At 59.9% G+C, this 23,724-nt stretch carries 30 protein-coding genes; 28 read left to right on the forward strand and 2 right to left on the reverse strand.

Going from position 1 to position 23,724, the window contains the following annotated elements; genetic code table 11:
- Positions 1–177 precede the first annotated feature (177 nt).
- From ACZ9BE_RS03290 to recX, 25 genes are all read left to right on the forward strand, one after another.
- A complete protein-coding gene (locus tag ACZ9BE_RS03290) occupies positions 178–921 on the forward strand; it encodes a LexA family transcriptional regulator (protein WP_056783238.1) in 744 nt (247 codons plus the stop codon).
- A 526-nt stretch (positions 922–1,447) separates the two neighbouring features.
- Entirely contained in the window at positions 1,448–1,786 is a 339-nt protein-coding gene (locus ACZ9BE_RS03295) for a phage holin family protein (protein WP_024011844.1), read from the forward strand.
- A gap of 152 nt (positions 1,787–1,938) precedes the next feature.
- Positions 1,939–2,523 carry a phage tail terminator protein gene (locus ACZ9BE_RS03300; RefSeq protein ID WP_476248899.1) on the forward strand — a complete coding sequence of 195 codons (585 nt, stop codon included), beginning with the start codon at positions 1,939–1,941 and terminating at the stop codon, positions 2,521–2,523.
- Entirely contained in the window at positions 2,520–2,702 is a 183-nt protein-coding gene (locus ACZ9BE_RS03305; protein ID WP_024011856.1) for a DUF2635 domain-containing protein, read from the forward strand. Before ACZ9BE_RS03300 ends, ACZ9BE_RS03305 begins: the two co-directional genes overlap by 4 nt.
- Positions 2,702–4,198, forward strand: a complete 1,497-nt coding sequence (locus ACZ9BE_RS03310) for a phage tail sheath subtilisin-like domain-containing protein (RefSeq protein ID WP_476248900.1) — start codon at positions 2,702–2,704, stop codon at positions 4,196–4,198. Before ACZ9BE_RS03305 ends, ACZ9BE_RS03310 begins: the two co-directional genes overlap by 1 nt.
- Before the next feature lie 67 nt (positions 4,199–4,265).
- Complete coding sequence (locus ACZ9BE_RS03315) at positions 4,266–4,613, forward strand: phage tail tube protein (protein ID WP_007908779.1); 348 nt, start codon at positions 4,266–4,268, stop codon at positions 4,611–4,613.
- Positions 4,610–4,906, forward strand: coding sequence for a phage tail assembly protein (locus ACZ9BE_RS03320; RefSeq protein ID WP_007908778.1), 297 nt, complete (start codon positions 4,610–4,612; stop codon positions 4,904–4,906). The genes ACZ9BE_RS03315 and ACZ9BE_RS03320 overlap by 4 nt, the downstream gene beginning before the upstream one ends.
- 130 nt (positions 4,907–5,036) lie before the next feature.
- Positions 5,037–6,926, forward strand: coding sequence for a phage tail protein (locus ACZ9BE_RS03325; RefSeq protein WP_476248901.1), 1,890 nt, complete (start codon positions 5,037–5,039; stop codon positions 6,924–6,926).
- Positions 6,923–8,161: a DNA circularization protein gene (locus ACZ9BE_RS03330; RefSeq protein ID WP_476248902.1), complete on the forward strand. Its 1,239-nt coding sequence runs from the start codon at positions 6,923–6,925 to the stop codon at positions 8,159–8,161. The genes ACZ9BE_RS03325 and ACZ9BE_RS03330 overlap by 4 nt, the downstream gene beginning before the upstream one ends.
- Positions 8,162–8,164: 3 nt before the next feature.
- Entirely contained in the window at positions 8,165–9,211 is a 1,047-nt protein-coding gene (locus tag ACZ9BE_RS03335) for a phage baseplate assembly protein (RefSeq protein WP_476248903.1), read from the forward strand.
- A gap of 114 nt (positions 9,212–9,325) precedes the next feature.
- The gene (locus ACZ9BE_RS03340) at positions 9,326–9,835 is read left to right on the forward strand and encodes a phage baseplate assembly protein V (RefSeq protein WP_150636349.1); all 510 of its coding nucleotides are present in this window, start codon (positions 9,326–9,328) and stop codon (positions 9,833–9,835) included.
- Entirely contained in the window at positions 9,835–10,233 is a 399-nt protein-coding gene (locus tag ACZ9BE_RS03345) for a phage GP46 family protein (protein WP_016771422.1), read from the forward strand. Before ACZ9BE_RS03340 ends, ACZ9BE_RS03345 begins: the two co-directional genes overlap by 1 nt.
- The gene (locus ACZ9BE_RS03350; RefSeq protein ID WP_056783281.1) at positions 10,223–11,269 is read left to right on the forward strand and encodes a baseplate J/gp47 family protein; all 1,047 of its coding nucleotides are present in this window, start codon (positions 10,223–10,225) and stop codon (positions 11,267–11,269) included. The genes ACZ9BE_RS03345 and ACZ9BE_RS03350 overlap by 11 nt, the downstream gene beginning before the upstream one ends.
- Complete coding sequence (locus ACZ9BE_RS03355; protein WP_041478090.1) at positions 11,257–11,856, forward strand: YmfQ family protein; 600 nt, start codon at positions 11,257–11,259, stop codon at positions 11,854–11,856. The genes ACZ9BE_RS03350 and ACZ9BE_RS03355 overlap by 13 nt, the downstream gene beginning before the upstream one ends.
- Before the next feature lie 13 nt (positions 11,857–11,869).
- On the forward strand, positions 11,870–13,021 hold the full coding sequence (locus ACZ9BE_RS03360) for a phage tail protein (RefSeq protein ID WP_150636351.1): 1,152 nt from the start codon (positions 11,870–11,872) through the stop codon (positions 13,019–13,021).
- A complete protein-coding gene (locus ACZ9BE_RS03365; RefSeq protein ID WP_095180513.1) occupies positions 13,018–13,533 on the forward strand; it encodes a phage tail protein in 516 nt (171 codons plus the stop codon). The genes ACZ9BE_RS03360 and ACZ9BE_RS03365 overlap by 4 nt, the downstream gene beginning before the upstream one ends.
- 124 nt (positions 13,534–13,657) lie before the next feature.
- Positions 13,658–14,551, forward strand: a complete 894-nt coding sequence (locus ACZ9BE_RS03370) for a gp53-like domain-containing protein (RefSeq protein ID WP_150636353.1) — start codon at positions 13,658–13,660, stop codon at positions 14,549–14,551.
- Positions 14,552–14,998 carry a phage tail assembly chaperone gene (locus tag ACZ9BE_RS03375; RefSeq protein ID WP_095180515.1) on the forward strand — a complete coding sequence of 149 codons (447 nt, stop codon included), beginning with the start codon at positions 14,552–14,554 and terminating at the stop codon, positions 14,996–14,998.
- A gap of 17 nt (positions 14,999–15,015) precedes the next feature.
- Positions 15,016–16,218 carry a carbohydrate-binding protein CenC gene (locus tag ACZ9BE_RS03380; RefSeq protein WP_476248904.1) on the forward strand — a complete coding sequence of 401 codons (1,203 nt, stop codon included), beginning with the start codon at positions 15,016–15,018 and terminating at the stop codon, positions 16,216–16,218.
- 11 nt (positions 16,219–16,229) lie between these two features.
- The gene (locus ACZ9BE_RS03385; protein ID WP_252868889.1) at positions 16,230–16,448 is read left to right on the forward strand and encodes a hypothetical protein; all 219 of its coding nucleotides are present in this window, start codon (positions 16,230–16,232) and stop codon (positions 16,446–16,448) included.
- 36 nt (positions 16,449–16,484) lie between these two features.
- On the forward strand, positions 16,485–17,051 hold the full coding sequence (locus ACZ9BE_RS03390; RefSeq protein ID WP_476248905.1) for a glycoside hydrolase family 19 protein: 567 nt from the start codon (positions 16,485–16,487) through the stop codon (positions 17,049–17,051).
- Complete coding sequence (locus ACZ9BE_RS03395; protein ID WP_476248906.1) at positions 17,030–17,548, forward strand: lysis system i-spanin subunit Rz; 519 nt, start codon at positions 17,030–17,032, stop codon at positions 17,546–17,548. The genes ACZ9BE_RS03390 and ACZ9BE_RS03395 overlap by 22 nt, the downstream gene beginning before the upstream one ends.
- Before the next feature lie 67 nt (positions 17,549–17,615).
- Entirely contained in the window at positions 17,616–18,116 is a 501-nt protein-coding gene (locus ACZ9BE_RS03400; RefSeq protein ID WP_041478216.1) for a CinA family protein, read from the forward strand.
- A gap of 83 nt (positions 18,117–18,199) precedes the next feature.
- Positions 18,200–19,258: a recombinase RecA gene (gene recA, locus ACZ9BE_RS03405; RefSeq protein ID WP_024011876.1), complete on the forward strand. Its 1,059-nt coding sequence runs from the start codon at positions 18,200–18,202 to the stop codon at positions 19,256–19,258.
- Positions 19,259–19,266: 8 nt separating this feature from the next.
- On the forward strand, positions 19,267–19,737 hold the full coding sequence (recX, locus tag ACZ9BE_RS03410; RefSeq protein ID WP_041478085.1) for a recombination regulator RecX: 471 nt from the start codon (positions 19,267–19,269) through the stop codon (positions 19,735–19,737).
- Positions 19,738–19,797: 60 nt separating this feature from the next.
- Here the strand turns inward: recX and ACZ9BE_RS03415 are convergent, their stop codons facing one another.
- Positions 19,798–20,913 carry an LOG family protein gene (locus ACZ9BE_RS03415; protein WP_476248907.1) on the reverse strand — a complete coding sequence of 372 codons (1,116 nt, stop codon included), beginning with the start codon at positions 20,911–20,913 and terminating at the stop codon, positions 19,798–19,800.
- A 341-nt stretch (positions 20,914–21,254) separates the two neighbouring features.
- Here ACZ9BE_RS03415 and ACZ9BE_RS03420 point away from each other — a divergent pair, with 341 nt between their 5' ends.
- Positions 21,255–21,452, forward strand: coding sequence for a hypothetical protein (locus ACZ9BE_RS03420; protein WP_016770569.1), 198 nt, complete (start codon positions 21,255–21,257; stop codon positions 21,450–21,452).
- On the opposite strand, the gene ACZ9BE_RS03425 is transcribed toward ACZ9BE_RS03420, so the two are convergent.
- Complete coding sequence (locus ACZ9BE_RS03425; protein WP_007908738.1) at positions 21,453–21,878, reverse strand: PA3611 family quorum-sensing-regulated virulence factor; 426 nt, start codon at positions 21,876–21,878, stop codon at positions 21,453–21,455. It abuts the gene before it with no gap.
- Between the two features lie 189 nt (positions 21,879–22,067).
- Between ACZ9BE_RS03425 and ACZ9BE_RS03430 the strand changes: the two genes are divergently transcribed.
- Both ACZ9BE_RS03430 and erdR read left to right on the forward strand, forming a co-directional pair.
- Positions 22,068–22,814, forward strand: coding sequence for a tRNA-uridine aminocarboxypropyltransferase (locus tag ACZ9BE_RS03430; protein WP_305382334.1), 747 nt, complete (start codon positions 22,068–22,070; stop codon positions 22,812–22,814).
- A gap of 223 nt (positions 22,815–23,037) precedes the next feature.
- The gene (erdR, locus tag ACZ9BE_RS03435) at positions 23,038–23,688 is read left to right on the forward strand and encodes a response regulator transcription factor ErdR (RefSeq protein ID WP_016771412.1); all 651 of its coding nucleotides are present in this window, start codon (positions 23,038–23,040) and stop codon (positions 23,686–23,688) included.
- The last annotated feature ends 36 nt before the right edge of the window (positions 23,689–23,724 follow it).

The following is a 23,724-nucleotide window of genomic DNA, read 5'->3' on the forward strand; positions in this document are numbered from 1 at the left end:
GATGTAGGGCAAAGCGCGGGCAGTGGCCGGGCTTTTCCGCGATGGGCGCAAGGTTACCATGGCCAGTCTGCCCGACGCAGGCGCTGCGGTCGGGTGAGCATTTATTGGCAGGGAAAAGTTGATCTATGCACGATTTATGCAAATCAGCATTTGTCTTCGCGAAAAACTTCAAGCACTATGCGCGTTATGCAAAAACGCAACGTTTCCTCCGTCTTAAGAGCACTGCTCGACCAGCACGGGATCTCCCCCACGGAGCTCCACCGTCGCACCGGCGTGCCTCAATCAACGCTCTCGCGGATTCTCAGCGGGAAGATTGTCGATCCTTCGGATAAACACATCTCGAAGATCGCTGAATATTTCAACGTCAGCACCGATCAGTTGCGCGGGCGCGCGGATGTCGCGCCAACGGCGGCCGGCACGCGCGCTGACGTGCATGCGGAACTCAAGGACATAAGCCTGTGGGACGACGATACCCCCGTCGATGACGACGAGGTGTCGGTGCCCTTTCTACGTGAGGTTGAATTGGCTGCTGGATCAGGAAGATTCGTCATCGAAGAGAGCGAGCGCTCCAGCCTGCGCTTCGGCAAACGCAGCCTGCGCCACAACGGTGTGCAGTTCGACCAGGCCAAATGCGTGACGGTGCGCGGCAACAGCATGTTGCCGGTTCTGCGTGATGGCGCCACCGTCGGCGTCAACGCCGGCAAGTGCGGCATCGGCGACATCATTGATGGCGATCTGTATGCGATCAATCACAACGGCCAATTGCGCGTGAAGCAACTCTATCGCCTGCCCACCGGCATCCGTCTGCGCAGCTTCAATCGAGACGAGCATCCAGATGAGGACTACAGCTTCCAGGAAATCCAGGAAGAGCAGATCGTTATCCTTGGTCACGTCTTCTGGTGGGGCATGTACGCCCGCTAGCCCCTTTCGATTCAACTGAAACCTGCCCCCCGGCAGGTTTTTTTTCGCCTGCAGAAATCTCCCCACCCCTTGGCCCGCTTGGGTTTCATGCATATGCGCAAATTTAATGCATAAATAAATGCATTTACGCATTGACTGTATATGCATCCATGCATATTCTTGCCACCAAGCCGCTCGACAAAGCGGCTGGCAAGACAAGCTCTTTAGTTCCACAAGAACAGGCAGCGATGAACCGGCCTCAACGGTTCAGAGGGTTGGCAACTGACCCAGGTGTGCAGCGTAAAGCACCAGAAGCAGTTATCCGGCGGGCAGGGACCGCGGTCGGAAAAACAATCTGAATGGACTCGTACCGCGCCAGTAGCGCCGAAAAGTCAGCTTCCTTCTCGAACACAGGATTGGAAGGAAGGCGAAGGAGCGCATTACTGAAAAGCCCGGTGTACAAGCGCCGGGCTTTTTGGAATGCCTGCCTCAAGAGAAACCGTTTGAATCCAACCCATCACTCATCAATCACCCACGGAGGCGTGACATGACAAACGAGCAACAAGCGTTGGCGGACATGCCGATCTGGCTGGTCATCCTCCTCGCTGTCGTCGGCGGGGTGTCCGGCGAAATGTGGCGCGCCGACAAGGAGGGCGCCCGCGGCTGGTCACTTGTGCGGCGTCTGGCTCTGCGTTCCGGCGCCTGCATGATCTGCGGGGTGTCGGCAATCATGCTGCTGTACGCCGCCGGCATGTCGATCTGGGCCGCTGGCGCGTTTGGCTGCCTGACGGCGATGGCCGGCGCTGATGTCGCTATAGGTCTTTACGAACGCTGGGCGGCCAAGCGTATCGGCGTCTGCGAAGTGCCGCCGCGCGACCAGCCTTAACTCTTTACGCATAGCCCTATGCGAGCGAGCCTGCTCGCGAAAGGGACGTCAGCTTCAGTATCGATGTGACTGATCGACCGCTTTCGCGAGCAGGCTCGCTCCCACAGGGACTGCGGCGTTCACTGTAATTTCTCTTACTTCGGAACACCCCCATGAAGATCACCCCGATCCTCACGCAACTGCGTGGGCAATGCCCTGGCCTTGCCAATCATATTTCGGTGGGTGTCGATCTGGCGTTGCTGCAAGGCAACCCCGATCTACCGACGCCCTCGGCTCACGTACTGCCGCTGGCCGATCTGGCCAGTCCTGGCACCACCCAAAACCTCACCACCCAACCAATCCGCGACCGCTTTGAAATCGTCCTGGCCCTTGACGCTACCGACGCGACAAAAGCGCTGGATGGGTTGCACGACCTGCGCGCCGAACTGTGGCGCGCGCTGGTGGGGTTCAAACCCGATTCCGACTACAGCGCCATCGTCTACGACGGCGGCGAGATGGTCTCGATCAACAGCAGCCGCGCCTTCTATCGGCTGCGTTTTTATGCCGAGTTCCAGCTCGGCCGCAATCTGCCAAGTCAGCCTGCGGAGAGTTGGCACGAGCGCGAACTGGACGCTTTGTCGTCCTTTACCGGGATGACGGTGCGGGTCGATGCGATCGATCCGGCCGACCCCAATCTGCAACGCCCGGGTCCGGATGGCCGGGTGGAAATGACTTTCTCTGGAGACGTAACCCCATGAGCAACCGCATCACCGTAGTGCCGGCCGCTGGCCGTGTCGTACCTGACCCGGAGGCGGGCGACTTGCTGCCGGCCGCAGGCCGAGAAGTGCTGGACAGCGCCTGGTGGCGCCGGCGTCTGGCCGACGGCGATATCACACTCAAAACCGCAAAAGCGGCTAAACCACAGGGAGCCAAATAATGGCGATCGGATTCAGCAACATCCCGGCGGACATTCGTGTTCCGCTGTTCTATGCCGAAATGGACAACTCGGCCGCCAACAGCGCGACCTCGGCCATGCGCCGTTTGATCGTCGCGCAGGTCAACGACAATATTGCCCCGACTGAGGTCGGCAAACTGGTGCTGGTTTCCAGCGTGGCGCTGGCGAAAAGCATCGGCGGCCAGGGCTCGATGCTCGCTTCGATGTACGAGACCTTCCGCAAGGCTGACCCGATCGGCGAGATCTGGTGCCTGCCGCTGCACAACACCGAAGGCGCCATCGCCAAGGGTGTGTTGACCCTGACCGGTACCGCGACTCAAGCGGGCATGCTCAATCTATATGTCAGCGGCGTGCGCGTGCAGGCCACCGTGGTCAATGGCGCCACCGCCGCTCAAGCGGCCACGGCACTGGCGGAGAAAATCAACGCCACTGCCGACCTGCCAGTCAGCGCAGCCACTGCCGAAGGCGTGGTCACCCTGACCGCCAAATGGACCGGCGACAGCGGCAATGACATCAGCCTGCAATTCAATCGCCTGGGCAAGAGCAACGGCGAAGAAACTCCGGCCGGTCTGACCAGCGCAATCACCGCCATGACCGGCGGCGCCGGTGTGCCGGATCAGATCGCCGCCGTCGCGGCTCTAGGCGATGAGCCATTCGAATTCATCGCCTTGCCGTGGTCCGACCTGGCCACCCTCAACACCTGGCAAGCGGTGATGGATGACAGCACCGGGCGCTGGTCGTGGGCCAAGCAATTGTTTGGTCACGTCTACTGCGCCAAACGCGGCACGGTCGGTACGCTGGTCGCTGCCGGCCAGGCGCGCAACGATCAGCACATGACCATCCAGGCGCTGGAGCCGGGCGTACCGCAACCGTTCTGGGTACAAGCGGCGGCACTGGCTGCGCGCACGGCGGTGTTCATCTCCGCCGATGCCAGCCGTCCGACGCAAAGCGGCAGCCTGCCGGGTGTTGACCCGGCGCCGGCCAGCGAGCGCTTCACCCTGACCGAGCGCCAGTCGCTGCTCAACTACGGCATCGCTACTGCGTACTACGAAGGCGGTTACGTGCGCATCCAGCGTTCGATCACCACCTACCAGAAGAACGCCTACGGCCAGGCCGACAACTCCTATCTGGACAGCGAAACCATGCACCAGTCGGCGTTCATCGTGCGTCGTCTGCAAAGCGTGATCACCAGCAAATACGGCCGCCACAAACTGGCCTCCGACGGTACCCGTTTCGGCGCCGGTCAGCCGATCGTCACGCCTGCGACCATTCGCGGCGAGTTGATTGCGCAGTACGCCAAGCTCGAACTCGAAGGCCATGTGGAGAACGCCGAGCTGTTCGCCGAACACCTGATCGTCGAGCGCGACGTGCAGGACCCGAGCCGCGTGAACGTGCTGTTCCCGCCGGATTACATCAACGGTCTGCGCGTGTTCGCACTGCTCAACCAGTTCCGTCTGCAGTACGACGACGCGGCCTGATCCGCGCAGTCGGCGCTAAGCATTCAGCCCACCTCGCGTGGGCTTTTTATTTGAAGGGAGAAACACCATGGGTCAACTGATTGCAGGCACCTGCTACGTCAAGGTCGACGGCGCACAACTGACCATCAATGGCGGCTGCGAAGCCCCGCTGATGGCCGTCAAACGTGAAACCGTCGTGCCCGGTTTCTACAAGGAAACCGACATCGCGCCGTCGTTCAAAGTGACCGCGCTGCACACCGCCGACTTCCCGCTGAAGAAGCTGATCGAAGGCACCGATATCACCGTCACCTGCGAATTCAGCAACGGCAAAGTTTACGTGCTGGCCGGCGCCTATCTGGTCGAGGAGCCAGTTTCCAAGGGCGACGACGCCACCATCGAACTGAAGTTCGAAGGCATCAAGGGGACCTGGCAATGAGCGGCGCCGTGAAGCTTCAAGTCGCAATCGAAGCCCACGGCGAGCCTCTGACCGAACTCGTTCTGCGCCGCCCGACGGTGCAGGAAGTGCGAGCGATCAAGGCACTGCCGTACAAGATCGACAAGAGTGAAGAAGTCAGCCTCGACATGGACGTGGCGGCCAAATACATCGCCGTGTGCGCCGGCATCCCGCCGTCGTCGGTCAACCAGTTGGATCTGGCTGACCTCAATGCACTGAGCTGGGCTGTTGCGAGTTTTTTCATGAGTGCGGCGTCGGCGCCATCACCGACCTGATCGCCGTCGCCTATGACCTGGCCTGGTTCTGGAAGGTTGATCCCGAACAGATGATGGCCAGGCCACTGGATGTGCTCCGCGAATCGCTGGAGCACGCGCAACGGATCAATGCGATGCAGCAGGTGCAGTGATGGCAGACGAAGAGAAGAAAACCCCGAAACCGGTGCTGATCACCGGCATCGATGAACTCTCGCCCAAACTGGGCGCCCTGCGCATGAAGGTTGAGAGTTTTAAAAACAATCTCGAGCAGACCGGCCTCGGCAAACTGGACATCAGTGGTCTGTTCAACGGCGGCAGCGTGATCACGCCGTTTGTAGACGGCATCAAATCGGCCGCAGCGTTCCAGGGCAAATTGAGCGAAGTCAGCGACACGGCGAAAACCGTCGATCTGCCCGCCGCGCCGACAGCAGCGACGCAGAACATGAACGTGTTCAGTGCGTCGATGCAGAAGGTTTCGGCGGCGGTGGACGCCGCGCTGGTGCCGGCGGTGGGGGCCTTGGTGGTCGGGCTGGAACCGATGCTGACGCAGGTCGGCAGTCTGCTCGCCGACAATCCGAAACTGGTCGAAGGCCTGGCGGCGGGGGCGATTGCCTTCTCCGCTATGCAAACCGCGGTCACCGGTATGACGCAGGTGATGGACGTCATGAGCATGGTGCTCAAGACCAACCCGATCATGCTGATCGCCATGGGCATTGCCGTGGCGGCCGGTTTGATCGTGGCCAACTGGACGCCGATCAGCGCGTTCTTCACAGGGATGTGGGAGGGCGTGAAAAACATCGGGGCGAGTGCGATGGCGACGTTGCGCTCGGTACTCGACTGGCGACCGCTGGCGGCACTGGCTGCGCTGTGGGAACCGGTCACGGGATTTTTCTCGGCTATCTGGGACAAGGTGATGGCCGTGACGGCGCCAGTGATCGACTTCTTCAAGTCGGTTTTCGCGTGGTCGCCTGCGGGGATGATCATCGAAAACTGGGGGCCGCTGACCGGTTTGTTCTCGGCGATCTGGGAATTGCTCAAGGCCTTGAGTGTGCCGGTGATGGCGTTTCTCAGAAACCTGTTCGATTTCTCGCCGATGCAGATGATTACCGATGCGTGGGGTGGTGTCGTGAGGTTCTTCGAACCGATGTTCAGCGGCCTGCGAGAAGTCGCGCTACCGGCTAAAGAATTCCTCGTGTCGCTGTTCGACTTCTCGCCAATGCAGATGATCACCAGCGCCTGGGGAGGCATTGTTGCGTATTTCCAGCCGATATTGACGACGCTGCAATCGGCTGTGCAAAGCACCCGGGATACTTTGCGGGCACTGTTCGATTTTTTCCCGATGCAAATGCTCACCAGCGCCTGGGGTGGGGTTGTCGGGTTTTTCGAACCGATCTGGATGGCGCTGCAAACTTCTGTGCAGCGGGTCAGAGGCTTTTTCACCAGCCTGTTCGAGTGGTCGCCGCTGGAGCAGATTGCTCAGTATTGGCAGCCGATCGGTGAGGTCTTTTCGGCGATCTGGGGCGTCGTGTTGGCGCTTTCCGCGCCGGTCGTGGATTTTCTGCACAGTCTGTTCGAATGGAAACCTCTGGATCAGATCATCGAGAGTTGGGGGCCGATCACTGAGTGGTTCGGCGAGTTGTGGCAAAAGCTGCAAACCGTCATTGCGCCGATCAAGGAGTTGTTCGAGGGTGGCTTCGCCGGACTGATCGCCAAGGTCACCGGCAAGGTCGAAACGCTGACCCAAGCGCAACGCGAGACCAATGCCGAAGGCAAAGGCGAACTGGCACCGGCGTTCTTCGCTGCCAGTCCGGCGCCTGCTGGCAACGGCACACTGCAAAGCGGTTCGTTGCCACAAACCTCCAGCGCGCTGATCCAGCAAAGCGCCGCCAACAACCGTACGCAACTCGAAGGCGGTCTGACCGTGCGCTTCGAAAATGCGCCGGCCGGCCTGCGCACCGAACAACCGCAAACCAATCAACCTGGCCTGGCCGTGTCTTCACGCATCGGCTATCGCTCGCTGTCGATGGGAGGTTCCCAATGAACTGGCGTGACCGTTTATTGCCGGCATCCTTTCGCGGTGTCGGTTTCTGGATCGACCAGGCGAAAACCCCGGTCGGGCGCAAAGGACAGTTGCATGAGTACCCGCAACGCGACCTGCCGTTTTTCGAGGACCTCGGCCAGCAGGCCAAGACTCACGATCTGACCGCGTTCATCATCGGCCCCGATTGCCTTGAGCAGCGCGACAAGCTGCTCAAGGCGCTGGAGCAGGGGCGTGGCGAGCTGGTGCATCCGTGGCTTGGACGCCTGCAAGTCAAGGTCGGCGAATGCGACATGACCCACACCCGCCAGGACGGTGGGCTGGTGACGTTCGCATTGAAGTTCTATCCCGACCAACCCCAGCCGTTTCCGACAGCCACGGTCAGCACGCAGAAAGTGCTCCTGGCCAAGGCCGACGGTCTGCTGGGTTCAGCGGTGGCGCGTTTCGAACAGGCGATGACTTTGATCAAGGCTGCGCGGATCGGCATCACCAACCTGCGCAACAGCCTTACCGGCGTATATGAAGTGATCAAGGAGCAACTGAAACCTTTGATCGAGCAGTACCGGCAGATCACTGAACTGGTCAAGGCCGTGAAGGAGTTGCCCAAGGAAGTGGCGGCGGAATTCAAGGGTTTGCTCGGCGATATCAAGGAGCTGAAGGCGTTCGCCAAGGAAGGCTACCGGGGCGTGATCGCCGACGTGTCGCAGCAACTCGAAGCGATTCGCAAGGCCGATGCGCCGAAGATCACTACCGGCAAGGACACCAATGCCGCAGCGCAGGCGATGGCCGATCTGGTGCAAGACACGATGCTGGTCAAAGTCGCGCAGTGGGTCGCGTCGATGCCAGTGGCCACCCGAGCGCTGCAACTGCCGTCGACGCCCACCGTTGCTCAGCAGGCCCATCAGCAAGTCACCCGCCCGGAAGTCCCGGCCACGGATGATTTGCAGGCGCTGCAAAAGGATTTGGTGGAGGCGCTGCAAGGGGCGAAAAACAAGGCCGATCCTGATCACTATCAAGCTATCAGTGACGTGCAGGATGCCTTGGTTGCGCACCTCAAGGCCGTGGCATCCTCGGGCGTGCGACTGGTCAGCAAATCCTTTCAGGAAAGCCTTCCAGCACTGGTCATAGCGTACAAACAGTTTGGCGACGCCACGCGAGTCACCGAAGTCGTGCAGCGCAACGGCGTGACCAATCCGTTGTACCTCCCGCAAAGCGATGTGAAAGTCTCCAGGGAGTGAACCATGGACGAGTTGGATAACCACGTCACACTGACGGTTAACGGCATGGAATACGGCGGCTGGAAAAGCGTCGAAATCACCGCCGATCTCGAGCGTCAGTTCCGCACCTTCAAGCTCGACATTACCTGGCAATGGCCGGGGCAGGCGGTGAGCAAACCGATTAAACCCGGCGACCCCTGCGAGGTGAAAATCGGCAAGGATCTGGTGCTCACCGGTTACGTGTTCAAGGCACCGATCCGCTATGACGGGCGGCAGATCAGCCTGACCATCGAAGGCAGTTCGAAAACCCAGGATCTGGTCGATTGCGCCGCCCGTAACCTGCCCAGCCAATGGCAGCAACAACCCTTGCTGACTATCGTCCGCGATCTGGCGAGCGAATATGGACTGTGGGTCGTCAATGAAATCAGCGACACCACACGCCTGACCAAACACACCATCGTGCCGGGTGAAACGGCATTCCAGTCGATCGACCGATTGCTGTCGCTGCTGCGGGTGTTTTCCACCGACAACGAGCTGGGCCAGTTGGTGTTGGCCAAACCCGGCAGCGGCGGCCGCGCCAGCGATGCGCTGGAGCTGGGCAAGAATATCTTGTCGGCCAGTGCGCCAATGGATTTCAGCCAGGTGTTCTCCGAGTATCGGGTGATCGGCCAGCAGAAAGGCTCGGATGCGAAAAGCGGCGCGGCGGTCAGCGAAGTCGAGTCGACGGCGGCCGACCTGAGTTTCAAACGGCGGCGCACCACGGTGATCAACGAAGGCACGCAACTGACCTTTGAGTTGGCGCAGCAGCGTGCCCAATGGGAAAGCGCGACTCGCATGGGCCGTGCGCAGACCACCACCTATCAGGTGCAGGGCTGGCGGCAGAGCAATGGCGATTTGTGGCGCCATAACACGCTAGTGAAGGTCAAGGATCCGGTGCTCGATTTCGATGGTGACATGCTGATTTCCAAGGTCACTTATTCGTTGTCGGCGCAAGGTTCGGTGACCACGCTGCAAGTGGCGCCGCCGCATACTTTTGATGCCAATCCCACACCTCCAAAAACAACCTCATAGGCCCGGAAAAGATCGCAGCCTTCGGCAGCTCCTACAGGTGTACGCCGATCTTGTGTAGGAGCTGCCGAAGGCTGCGATCTTTTGACCTCGGCCCGTTTCTTACGAGAACCAAGAATGAGCCTACTGACACGCCTGCTGGCGCGCGGCACTGTCGTGTTCGCCAATTCGGCAACCAAGCTGCAATCGCTGCAAATGCGCCTCACCGCCGGTGAAGTCAACGACGACCTCGAACACTTCGAACCCTACGGTTTCACCAGCCATCCGTTGGCTGGCGCTGAAGGGGTCGTCACCTTCATCGGCGGCGACCGTTCCCACGCCATCGCCCTGGTCATCGCCGACCGTCGTTATCGCCTGCAAGCACTCGCTGCCGGTGAAGTGGCGATCTACACCGACGAGGGCGACAAAATTCATTTCAAGCGCGGGCGGATCATCGACATCGAAACCGCCACGCTGAACATCCGCGCCAGCAGCGCGGTGAACTTCGACACGCCGGTGATAAACCAGACCGGCAAGATCGTTTCCACCGGTGATCAACTGGCTGGCGGCATCAGCCAGACCAAACACGTGCATGTAGGCGTGCAGGCCGGCAACGGTCAGACCGGCGCGCCGGCAGGAGGCCAGTGATGTTCATCAGCCAGAACCTCCACGCCGCACTGACCCGCGCCGTGCTCATCAGTCTGTTCACCTGGCGTCGCGCCGCTGATGACGACGCCCTCGATGACGAAGAACGCTTCGGCTGGTGGGGCGACAGTTTTCCCACGGTTGCCGACGATCGCATCGGCTCGCGGCTGTGGCTGCTGCGCCGGGTCAAGCTGACCCGGCAGACGCAGATGGACGCCGAGTTCTATGCCCGCGAAGCCCTGCAATGGCTGCTCGACGACGGCCACTGCAGCGCCATCGACATCATCAGCGAACGCCTCGATGCCCAGCGCCTGAACCTGCGCACGGTCCTCACGCTGGCCGACGGCGAACGTCTGGACATCAACCCCGATAACAGTTGGCAGGTGATCTATGCCGTTTGAAACCCCTTCGCTGCCGGTGCTGATCAAGCGCACCCAAAGCGACCTGGCTGGCGATTCGCTGCGCCAGTCCGATGCGCAAGTGCTCGCCCGCACCCTCGGCGGCGCCGCTTATGGCTTGTACGGTTATCTCGACTGGATTGCCGAGCAGATCCTGCCCGACAAAGCCGATGAGTCAACCCTGGAACGCATCGCCGCGCTGCGCCTGAATCAGCCGCGCAAAGCCGCGCAGGTGGCTACCGGCAGCGTCAGTTTTACCGCCACTCCCGGCGCCGTGCTCGACGTCGACACTCTGCTGCAAGCGAACGATGGCCGCACCTACAAAGTCACCACGGCGCGCACCACGGTCAATGGCAGCAACAGCACCACGATTGCGGCGCTGGAGGCCGGCAGTCTGGGCAACGCTGATGCGGGTTTGACGCTGACCCAGGTGCAGCCGATTGCCGGGATTGTCGGCAACAGCTTCGTGGTGCTGGCGCCGGGCCTCAGCGGCGGTGTGGCGCGGGAAAGCCTCGAATCGCTGCGCTCGCGGGTCATCCGTTCCTACCGCGTGATTCCCCACGGTGGCGCGGCCAGCGACTACGAAACCTGGGCGCTGGAAGTGCCGGGTGTGACGCGGGCGTGGTGCCGGGGCGGCCTGCTCGGGCCGGGCACGGTGACGGTGTTCATCATGCGTGATGAAGACCCGCAACCGGTGCCGAACGATGAGCAGTTGGCGGAGGTTCAGGAGTACATCGAACCGCTGCGTCCGGTGACCGCGGAAGTGCACGTGCAGCGACCGGTTCAGGTGCCGGTAGTGTATCGCTTCAAGAGCGTCAATCCGGACACCACCGCCGTGCGCGCCGCCGTTGAAGCGCAGTTGCGCGATCTGCACAACCGCGAGGCCGATCTCGGTGTGCCGCTGCTGATCAGCCATATCCGCGAAGCGATCAGCAGCGCCGGCGGCGAATACGATCACACGCTCACTGCTCCGGCCGCTGACGTGCCGGCCGGGCAGAGCGAACTGCTCACCTTCGGAGGCTGCGTATGGGGGGCATAAGAACCGCCGCGCAATACCAGGCGCAGTTGCGCGCCTTGCTGCCCAGTGGCCCGGCATGGGATCCGGAGCGGGTGCCCGAGCTTGAGGAAGTGCTGCAAGGCGTCGCCGTCGAACTGGCCCGCCTCGACGCCCGCGCCGCCGACCTGCTCAACGAGATGGACCCGGCCGGCGTCAGCGAACTGGTGCCGGACTGGGAGCGGGTGATGAACCTGCCCGACCCGTGCCTGGGCGCCACGCCGTTGTTCGACGACCGCCGCCTCGCCGTCCGCCGCCGCTTGCTCGCGGTCGGCAGCCAGGCGGTCGGTTACTACCTCGACATCGCCAAAAGCCAGGGTTACCCCAACGCCAGCATCACCGAACACGAAGCCCCACGCATGGGCCGCGCCCGGTTTGGTTCGGCGCATTGGGGCACCTGGGAAGCGCAGTTCATGTGGACGCTCAACACCGGCGGCCGCCTGCTGCTCGGCCGCCGTTACGGCGCGAGCTACTGGGGCGAGCGCTTCGGCGTCAACCCAGGCTCGGCGCTGGAATGCCTGATCCACCGCAGCGCGCCGGCGCATACCAAGGTGCACATCAATTATGACTAGGGAGGGATGAGGGATGGATTATCCGAAGAGTGTGCCCAGTGCCGGCTTGGTGAATGGGAAGTTTGTTGATGAGAACCCTATGACGGGGACGCCGGGATCGTTGATTCCGGCGGATTGGGGTAACGGAGTTACCCAGGAAATTCTTAACGTGATCAAGGCGGCGGACCTGACGCCGGACGAGAAGAAATACGATCAGTTGTTGCAGGCGATTCAGAGCGTTTCGGCCAAGGGCTGGAATTTGGATTCGGCGTTGCCGATTGGCGCCTTGCCAACCGCCACCGTCGCTACGGCGGACGGGCGATTGCCAATCACACTGACCGCGTTTGCTACCAGTGGCGGGCGGTTATCTATTCTGCCCGGCGTACTGATCAGCCTGGGCCAAGAAGTGCTGGCAGGTCAGTTGGGTCGTCCGCGCACGTTTACGACACAAGCCTGGAGCAGTGCCGATCTTTTGCCCAACTCTGGTTACTTTCTGCGTGCGCAAGTGGTTGCGGGCCTGCTGACCTTCTACATGCAGCGCGGCACGATTTATGACGCTACACCGGAGGGTTTGAAGGGCACGATCAATGGAACGGCGGGAGGCGGTTTCCAGTCGACGACGCTGGATCTTTGTCTGGCATGGGTGGTGACGGCTGGTCCTGGCTCGGTACCAATTGTCCGGCCGATTTATAACCGCAGTCGCTTGTCGTGGACGCAAACAATCAGCGGTAATGGCGTGGTGTACCTGCCACTTGACCCGCATGCTCGTGCCGCTCGTCTGGTGGTGGGCAACGCGACGCCGCATCCGACACAAGTCACAGCTGTGAATTTCGCTACACCCGGATGGCTGGGCGCCAACTACTGTTTTCTCAACCCGAAGGTTGCCACGTCGAGCAACTGGGACGGCTGGGCCAATGCGGGTGAGACGGTGCGGGTTATTACCAACAACGAGGTGAATGACACAACCGTTTCGACATTGACCGCCAGCTTCGACCACAGCATTTTGCGTTCCCTGTGGCAGACCTATCAAGCCGAACACGCCTTCGGTGCTGATAACGGAACAAGTGACGAATTGCTGTTGAGCATGGGTATCAAAAATATCCTTCCAAGCGACTACTCCAACGGTATTGCGATCAACTTTACAGCAGCGGTGAATATCAATCTTTCCTGGGAGTTGATCCGATGATCATCATTCAAGAAATGCATCAGTTCGAGGACGGTTTGCGTGCTGCACAGCCTTCTCCTGCCCATGAGTGGGTCGCTGAAGCATGGCAGCTCAATACGGGCAGGGTCGCCGAACTGGAACTGCTGGAAGCCGAACGCCTCTGCGGCATGATCGACGCCGCTGCTGATAACGTCCGCTCGGTGCTGGCCGGCGACCCGCTCAAAGCCATGGAATACGCCCAGGCCGCCGCCGACGCGCAGGCTTATCAGGACGCCGGTTACCCAAAAAAAGAAGTGCCGCTGTCGGTCGCCGCGTGGGTTGTCAAAGGCCGCAGCGCCAAACAGGCCGCCGAGCAGATTCTGAGTAAGGCGGAGCAGTTGACTGACCATTTGCTCACTCTGCGCACTTTGCGCCTGAAGGCCAAGGCGCAGATTCGCGCACAGGCGGGCAAGGGCAAGGTCGATTTGGCGCGTGGCGCCGCAGACGATGCGTTGATCGGGATTCGTGCCCTGATCAACGGTATATCCAGCTAGGCAACAAGGTCCACTTCTACGTCACCGACGCCACGCGATATGGGCTTGTTTAGTTTGTACATCATTTGGCCTGTGGCGCCCCGCGCGACCGCAAGGATCGAAGTCGTCGTTAAGGAAAAAGACAATGGATTATCCAATCAGTGTGCCAAGCGCAGGCTTGGTCAATGGCATGTTTGTTGATGAGGACGCGCTCGCGGGCACACCCGGCTCGTTGATTCCCGCGAGTTGGGGCAACGGCGTGACGCAGGAAATTCTCGGCGTTGTGCGGGCCGCAGGAATGACACCGACCGAGACTTCAAATACACAAATGCTCGACGCGCTACGTAGCTCGCAGCTCTTCAAAACCCCGGCGCAATTCGATTTCAGCCGTTCAGTGGCTACGGCCGAGTTCGTGCAGCGTGCACTGGGCAATCACGCAGGGTCTCGTGACATCGCAGCCACGGCGCAACTTTCTCTTGCGGATGTGGGATGGGCGATCGGCCTGGGCGGAAACTCGGCCTATACCGTGTCTTTGCCAGAAATCAAGTCAGTTCCCAATGGCGCAACGTTCACGCTGCATTGCCGTAGCAACGCCCCGGTCACTATTGCCTGTACAGGCATTGCGAAAATAAGCCCGCAAGGAGCTGAACTGACCTCGATTGTCATGAACAGTGGTGAGAGCGCCACCGTCGTCAGGGAAAACGGAGTCTGGGCAGTCCACGGCACCGCGAGTCTCAAATATGCCGCACTGTTTTCAGGGTTGACGGCTAACCCCGGGTATCAGAAGCACGCCAGTGGAAACATAGATCAATGGGGGACCGGCATTACGGATGCCAACGGTGAAATGTGGGTCAATTTCCCGGTTTCCTTCCCGAATGGTTTTTTCTCATGTGTCGCCAACCATGCCGGTGGCGAAGCGGCCATCGTGATTGTTGTCGGAGGCACCGCCACCAAGCAAGGCGTTCGCTTGAAAGTGCGCAACGCGGTCAACCAGCCTGGCGCTGGCTGGACCGTGTTTTATTTTGCCAAGGGTTATTGAATGAATACTACCAACGTGCTTTTCAGCGCCGGTACGCGAGGCGTGTATGTACCGGGTATCAATTCGTCGGACATTCCTGACGATGTCATCGAAATTCCCCAAGCCTATTGGATCTCGCTGCTGCAGCAACTGTCGGTCACCGCGAAAGTTATTGGCGTGCATGCTGAAAGCGGTTATCCGGTCCTGGTCGATCCACCGCCTCCTTCGGCAGAGGCGGCCGCAGGCTTCGAGCGCACCTGGCGCAACGCCCAGCTTGCCGCCACTGACGGCCTGGTCGCACGCGACCGTGATGAACTGGAGGACGGCGGCGGCACAACATTGACCACTGAACAATATGCCGAACTGCAAACTTATCGACGGGCGTTGCGCGAGTGGCCGCAAGGCTCATTCTTCCCGTCCAGCGCGCATAGGCCGGTGGCACCGAGCTGGCTGCCTGCTGCGCTTTAAATCATTAGGGACGTGATATGGATTATCCGAAAAGCATTCCGGGCTCAGGTCTGGAAAACGGCAGGTTTGTCGACGAAGACCCGATTGCAGGGAAGCCGGGGTCACTGATCCCGGCGAGTTGGGGGAACAGTGTTACCGAGGAAATACTCAATGCAATCACGGCTGCTGGCCTGACACCTGATGAAAATCAGACCCATCAATTGGCTCAAGCCATTCGAGAGTTGTCCAGACCTGATCCGCTGCAAGCGTTTCCGGTGCAGGTCTATCGCAAGAATCTGTTGATCAATGGCGATTTCAGAATCTGGCAGCGTGGTGCGAGCAATCAGGCGCCAAATGTCGGCGGGTACGTGGCTGATCGTTTCCGTTGTGACTGGAACGGAAACGCCGGAGTGAGCATCACGCGGCAAAATTTTGCGCTCGGGCAAGGCGAGGTCTCTGATGAACCGGCCTGTTTCCTGCGCTGGCAGCAAACGTCCGCAGGGGCGGGAGCTACCGTTCACAAAATCTCCCAGAATATAGAGTCGGTCAGAACGCTCGCCGGAAAAACGGCAACGCTGACGTTCTGGGCTCGATCCGATGCCGTGCGGCCTTTGCAAATAACGATTGCGCAGCAATTCGGGGTAGGTGGATCGGCAGCCGTTGGGAAACTGATTGATACGTTTCAACTGAACACAGTGTGGACGCGCTACACCGCAACGTTTCAGGTGCCCGCCATTGCGGGGAAAATGCAAGGCAGCGGCGACTGTCTGACATTGGCGTTCGATCTGCCTCTCAACGTTCTGCAAACGGTCGATCTGACACAGATCCAATTGGAGGAGGGGCCTGTGTCCACTCCCTTTGAGCTTCGTCCCTTAGCGCAGGAGCTGGCGTTATGTCAGCGCTATTACGAAAAGTCATTTGCTTCCGGGTTGCCGGTCAAAGCCAATAATGGCACCAATACGTGTATCTCGACGTTTACTCAGGTCCCGGCAGGAAATATCGGCCAATACGGGATGACGATCGGCTTTCTGGTTCAGAAAAGGGTTCAACCGACTGTCACTGCCTATAGCCCGGCAGACAGCAATAATCAGGTCTGGAATCAAACGATCAGCAAAGCTTGCACCGGCACGCTACTTCAAGGCGTAACGGATCGTAGTATTTCTTTTGCCACTGTCACGCCAGTCGGCAGCGCACCGGGGCAGACTTTACAACTGGAATGGACAGCGGACGCTGAAATCTAGGAGCGACACTCATGGCTTATCAACTAAGCGCTTGCGGCGTGTTGCGCCTGGCTGACTGTGCATTTATTCCACAGGACTCCAACAATCGCGACTGGCTAGAGTTCCAGCAGTGGCAGCTCTCGGGCGGGCAGGTGCTACCGGCGGATGGGGTACTCGCTGAAACTGGTGCAACCGGCACCCTGAAAACTCTGGCAAATAAATGGCTGGCAAGCATCAACCGCCAGCCGTGATTCAATCGGGACAACATCCAGGGAGGATCAAGCATCATGCAATTAACTGAAACACACCTAATCGACATCATGCCCAACGCCCGCTCCCAAGCGGGCGTTTTTGTTTCGCCACTCAACACCGCGATGGCCAGGCATCGCATCGATACGCCAAAACGTATCGCGGCGTTCCTCGCACAGGTCGGTCACGAGTCCGGCCAATTGCGCTACGTGCGCGAACTGGGCAACAACCAGTACCTGAGCAAATACGATACCGGTACGCTGGCGCTGCGTCTGGGCAACACGCCCGAGGCGGATGGCGACGGGCAAAAATACAGAGGGCGCGGGCTCATACAAATCACCGGTCGCGCCAACTATCGCCAATGCAGCCTCGGCTTGTTTGGCGATGAGCGTCTTTTGTCGTTGCCCGAATTGCTCGAGCAACCGCAATGGGCCGCCGAATCGGCGGCGTGGTTCTGGGGGCAGAAGGGCCTGAATGAACTGGCCGACGCGGACCAGTTCAACACCATCACCCGGCGGATCAACGGCGGGTTGAACGGCTTGCAGGATCGTCTGCAAATCTGGGCGCGGGCGAGGGCGGTGCTATGTCCGGCTCCTGGCGCGTGATGGGTCTGTTGCTGCTGGTGGCCGGGGCGTTTGCAGCGGCATGGCAGTTTCAGGACTGGCGCTACGGGCGGCAATTGGCCGAGCAGGCGCGGTTAAACGCCGAAACCCTCAATCAACTGACGCAGACCGCCGCCACCGCGCAACAGGCCGAGCAGGATAGACGCCTGGCACTGGAGCAGCGGCTCGCGGCCAGTGAGCAAACCCATTATCGAGCGCTGAGCGATGCCCAACGTGATCAGGATCGCTTGCGCGATCGCCTTGCTACTGCCGATGTGCGGCTGTCAGTCCTTCTCGACGCCGGCGACGTTGCCCACGGCTGTGCGGTGCCAGCCGCCGCCGGCACCAGCGGCGTGGATTCTGCAGCCGTACGCGCCCGACTTGACCCGGCGCATGCTCAACGAATTATCGCCATCACCGACACCGGCGACCGTGGATTGATTGCGTTGCAGGCCTGTCAGGCCTATGTCAGAGCGCTGGCGCCCGAACATCTTGAATGATTCTGTGTATTGAAAGCGCGTCCGGCTCGTGTACGGTGGAGGCATTCCACACGATCCGGAGCTCGCCGTGAAAGAGACCACCCAACTGGCCGCAGAACTGGGCCGACGTCTGCAAGTGCTCAATGCTCATGTCACTACCGCCGAGTCCTGTACCGGTGGCGGTATCGCCGAAGCGATTACGCGGATTCCGGGCAGTTCGGCCTGGTTTGAAGCGGGGTACGTGACGTACTCCAATCGGCAGAAAACCCGGCAGCTGGATGTGCCAGGCGATTTGTTCGAGACGGTAGGGGCGGTCAGTCGTGAAGTGGTCGAGGCCATGGTGCGTGGTGCGCAGCATCACAGCCTGGCGCATTTTGCCGTGGCGGTCAGCGGTGTCGCCGGCCCCGACGGTGGCACGCCGAACAAACCGGTGGGCACAGTGTGGCTGGCCTGGGGTGTGGGCGATGAGGTTTACACTGAAGTTCAGCACTTCCCCGGCGGCCGTGATGAAGTCCGCCGACAAACGGTGAAGGCCGCGCTAGAGGGGCTTGTGCGACTAGCGGCACGAGAAATCGAAAATCAGGGGTAGGCGATCTTCGAACGCTGTGGAATAATACTGGCTACTTATACAGGTGTTGGCCGTCAGGCCTTATTGATTACGTGAGGACTTTAATGGACGACAACAAGAAGAAAGCCTTGGCTGCGGCCCTGGGTCAGATCGAACGTCAATTCGGCAAGGGTGCCGTAATGCGTATGGGCGATCAGGACCGTCAGGCGATCCCGGCCATCTCTACTGGCTCTCTGGGTCTGGACATTGCACTCGGCATCGGCGGTCTGCCAAAAGGCCGTATTGTTGAAATCTACGGTCCTGAATCCTCCGGTAAAACCACACTGACCTTGTCCGTGATCGCCCAGGCGCAAAAAGCCGGCGCGACCTGCGCATTCGTCGACGCCGAGCACGCCCTCGATCCAGAGTACGCCGGCAAGCTGGGCGTCAACGTTGACGACCTGCTGGTTTCCCAGCCGGACACCGGCGAACAGGCCCTCGAAATCACCGACATGCTGGTGCGCTCCAACGCCGTTGACGTGATCATCGTCGACTCCGTGGCCGCACTGGTACCGAAGGCTGAAATCGAAGGTGAAATGGGCGACATGCACGTCGGCCTGCAAGCACGTCTGATGTCTCAGGCGCTGCGTAAAATCACCGGTAACATCAAGAACGCCAACTGCCTGGTCATTTTCATCAACCAGATCCGTATGAAAATCGGCGTGATGTTCGGCAGCCCGGAAACCACCACCGGTGGTAACGCGTTGAAGTTCTACGCTTCGGTTCGTCTCGACATCCGCCGTACCGGCGCGGTGAAGGAAGGCGACGAAGTGGTCGGCAGCGAAACCCGCGTCAAGGTTGTGAAGAACAAGGTGGCTTCGCCGTTCCGTCAGGCCGAGTTCCAGATTCTTTACGGCAAAGGCATCTACCTCAACGGCGAGATGATCGACCTGGGTGTGCTGCACGGTTTCGTCGAGAAGTCCGGCGCCTGGTACGCCTACGAAGGCACCAAGATCGGTCAGGGCAAGGCCAACTCGGCCAAGTTCCTGGCGGACAACCCGGAAATCGCCGCGAAGCTCGAGAAGCAGCTGCGTGACAAGCTGCTGTCGCCAGCGGTGATCGCGGATTCCAAGGCCTCGGCGGTCAAAGAGACCGAAGACGACCTGGCCGATGCTGATCTCTGATACCAGCGATGACCACCGCCGTACTGGATACCCTCGTCGCGGTGCGGCGAACCGCCATGGACCTGCTCGCACGTCGCGAGCATGGTCGAGTCGAGTTGACGCGTAAGCTGCGTCAGCGCGGCGCCGAGGCGGAGCTGATCGAAACAGCCCTCGACCGTTTGACGGAAGAGGGGCTGCTTTCCGAAGCCCGTTACCTTGAAAGTTTTGTCTCCTACCGCGCCCGTTCCGGCTATGGCCCTCTGCGAATTCGCGAGGAGCTCAGCCAGCGGGGTTTGCAACGTACCGATATCGAAATCGCCCTGCGCGAAAGTGGTATCAATTGGCAGGCGCAGCTTCAGGATACGTGGCAACGCAAGTTCTCCGGACATTTACCGATTGATGCGAAAGAACGGGCCAGGCAAGGCCGGTTTCTGGCGTATCGGGGGTTCTCGATGGAGATGATCAACCGCTTGTTCAGCGGTCGAGGGATGGACGATTAGACCGATTCAACAAAAAAGGCCCGCTATTTTTTAAAAAAATAGCGGGCCTTTTTTTTGCCTTCAAATCACGTTGAAAGGCTCGAGTGAGCGTTGTGCAGTGGGCGGTTTTGAATCGGCCCAGTTTTCCGGCAGATTGATAAAGTCCACCAACTCCCTCAGACGACCATGGGTACGGCCATTGAAGGCAAAGGCCAGCCGTGCCAGATGGCTGAACTGCGCATCGTCGTGTTCTTCGCCGCTGTAGGCATGTTGGTGGAACTGGTCGCTCAGGCACAGATCAGCAAACTCCTCCTGCATCTGCGCCAGCGCCTGATCGCTGAGCTTGTGGTTCATGCGAATCACAAATTGCCGCTTGAGCCAGCGGCTGGAGTGGAAGTTGCTGTAAAACTGATTGATCTCGTCCACCGCGTCTTCAACGCTGTAAACCAGTCGCATCAACTTCATATCGGTCGGCAGGATATAGCGGTTTTCTTCCAGCTGATTGCGGATGAAGTCCAGCGCGCCTTGCCAGAACGTCCCGCCCGGAACATCCAGCAACACCACCGGCACCAATGGGCTTTTGCCGGTCTGAATCAGCGTCAGCACTTCCAGCGCTTCATCAAGGGTGCCAAACCCGCCCGGGCACAGCACCAGCGCGTCAGCCTCTTTGACGAAGAACAGTTTTCGGGTGAAGAAAAAGTGGAAGGGCAACAGATTGTCGGTGCCGTCGACGGTGGGATTGGCATGTTGCTCGAAGGGCAGGGTGATATTGAAACCCAGGCTGTGGTCACGTCCGGCTCCTTCGTGGGCGGCGGCCATGATGCCGCCGCCGGCGCCGGTGATGACCATCATCTCTGCGCGTGTCAGTGCTGCGCCGAGTTCGCGGGCCATTGCATACAGCGGATGCTCCACTGGCGTACGTGCCGAGCCGAACACGGTAACTTTGCGCCGCCCCTTGAATTGCTCGAGTACACGAAATGCTTGCTCCAGTTCACGCAGGGCTTGCAGGGTGATCTTGGCGTTCCAGCGGTTGTGGTCTTCCTGAGCCATGCGCAGCACGGTCAGGATCATGTCACGGTAGATGGGGATGTTCGGGCTGTTGGTGGAAATATGACTGAGTTGGGCTTCGACCTGGCTGACAAGGTCGCCGCTTTCCTGAAAATGACGGCTCAAGAGGTCATTCGGTTGATAAGGCATTCAACGTCTCCTTCTGTACAGGGCGGGTAGCCCGGACAACCAGCGTCCGGGTCGCACTGCAAAAACACACAGGGCCGGCAGTTCCATTTCTGCCGTTAACGAATGATCGGGAATACTCTCAATCTAGACCCTCGCACGCATTCGCGCTGACTTGAACAGTGCGCTGTAACGTTTTGTCTGGCAACCGCTTACTGATTTGCGCCAAAGCCCCGCCGCTCGTCTGAACGTATCGCAAAGGGCCATCACTCTGATTTACTCAAATACAGACGTCGCAAGACAACCTTGCGCTTGCGCAAGGCAAAGCAATTCAAGGATTCGTGGGTGGCAAGGAGGCGGGATGCATGGTCAGAGTGGTTCTGGAGATCGATACGCAGCTGTATCGAATGTTGCAGGAGTCGGCCGAGACGCATCAATTGAGTCTCGAAGAAGAGTGCTGCCGACGATTGGCCGGCGGCGAGCGTCGCTCGCGCTATCTGCAGGCGCTAGTGGCGGAATTGCGCGCCGAGGATGAGCAGCGGCGCGCCAAGGCTTCGCGCTGATTACTTCTTCTTCGCTGGCGCGGCTTTCGGGCAATCGGATTCCTGGTAACTGGCCGAGCCGATCGCTTTGTTGGTTTTCACTTCGGTGAAGTCGTAACGCATGATCGCGCCCTTGGCCATCAGCTTGCGGTACGACGGGTTGTTGCACACCGACGCGCCCAACTGGAAATACACAGCCTTGGGATCGGCGCGCATCTTGTCGGCGTGGCTCTTTTGCACGCTCAGATGGTTGATCAGCTGCGTGCCTTCGACGGTGTAGCCTTGATCAAGAATGTCTTCATTGATCGCCCGTGGCGTGCCGACGCTGCTTTGGGCGGCGACGTTGCGCAGCTCTCGGTTCAGATTCTGCTCACTCAGGGACGCAGCCTGAGCGGTAAAGGACGACGCCAGCAGAATGGCAGCGGTGGGAACGATAAGGCGCAGCATGAAACTCTCCTGATTCGGTGACTGGTGGTTCGACCCGTCACGGGGCGGTGCGTTCAGTGGCGGCGAATTATAGGGGAGCCGGTCTGGACGGTACAGGCTTGTGGCCGACGCTCTGGTAAACTGCCGGCCTTTATTGCCCTGCCGAGTGTTTTTCGTGTCGAGTTTCCCTGTCAGCCGGTGTTGCCTGCGATGAACCATGCCCCCAACGCCGTGGCCCGCCTGCGCGATCAGCGCGAAGACGAAGGCATCAAGCCGATTCAGGCGCGCGGCTTTCGCTCCGAGCGTTGCCGCGATTGCCGGGTCATCATCAGTCATTGCCTGTGCGCGTGGCGGCCAAGCGTCGACACCCGCTCCGGCGTGTGCCTGATCATGACCGGCAAGGAAGTGTTCAAGCCAAGCAACACCGGTTGGCTGATTGCCGATGTGGTGCGCGACAACCATGCGTTCATCTGGTCACGCACCGAGCCCGACCCGCAGATGCTTGCACTGCTCAACGATCCGCAATGGCAGCCGTACCTGGTGTTTCCGGGCGAGTATGTCGAACCGTCGCGGGTGACCAACACGGTGACAGTCGATAGCAGCAAGCGCCCGCTGTTCATTCTGCTCGATGCGACCTGGACGGAGGCGCGCAAGATCTTTCGCAAGAGTCCGTATTTCGACCGCTTGCCGATCCTCAGCCTGCTGCCCGACAAACTCTCGCGCTATCGCTTGCGCCGTTCGACCCGCAGCGAGCACCTGTGCACCGCCGAAGTCGCGGCGTTGTGCCTGGAACTGGCCGGTGACAGCGAAGCCGCTTCGGCGCTGGACGCCTATTTCGATGTGTTCAGCCAGCATTACCTCGGTGCCAAGCAGCAACTGGACATGAATGAATCAACGCCCGCCCATGCCGAGCTGCTGCCCTATATACGAAAGCCGCAGCCGGAGTTGGCCCGATAGTGGCCCATACTGTCGACAGCGCTGGCCATCTTGCTTGACCACCCCGGCTGCGCTGGGCATGCTTGGCGCCGATTAGGGTGCGGCCAAGGTTTGAGACGCCGTGTTTGCTGTTGATTGGCGTCGAACGTGCCCCTGTGGATATCGCTTCCAAGCGTTGTCTCGAGTTGCTTTGGCCAGACCGGAATCTACCGCGTCTGCCATCAAAAACAGGATCATTTGAAAAATGGCCACATACGACATCCTGATTGCCGATGATCACCCCCTGTTTCGTAGCGCCCTGCACCAAGCGGTGACGCTGGGCCTTGGCCCGGACGTGCGACTGGTGGAGGTGGCGAGCATTGCCGAACTGGAAGCTCGCCTGACTGAAAAGGCTGACTGGGATCTGGTTCTGCTGGACCTGAACATGCCCGGCGCCTACGGTTTTTCCGGGCTGGTGCTGCTGCGCGGGCAGTATCCGCAGATTCCGGTGGTGATGGTCTCGGCCCAGGAAGAAGCTTCGGTGATGGTCAAATCCCGCGAGTTCGGCGCCAGTGGCTTCATTCCCAAATCCAGCGATCTGAGCGTGATTCAGGAAGCGGTGCGCAAGGTGCTCGATGGCGACGTGTTCTGGCCGCCGCAAGCGTTCGAAGCAGTCAGCGTGTCGGATGAGGCGAAAGCTGCCAGTGATGGCCTCGCCAGCCTGACGCCGCAACAGTTCCGCGTGCTGACCATGGTCTGCGAAGGTCTGCTGAACAAGCAGATCGCTTATGAGCTGAGCGTGTCGGAAGCGACCATCAAGGCCCACGTCACGGCGATCTTTCGCAAATTGAACGTGCGCACTCGCACGCAAGCGGCTTTACTGCTGCAACAACTTGAGTCAATTCCGAGCCAGTGATGGCTGGCGGTTTCACGCTTTTTTGACTTTCGTTGA

This window comes from Pseudomonas sp. TE9122 (assembly GCF_056278925.1).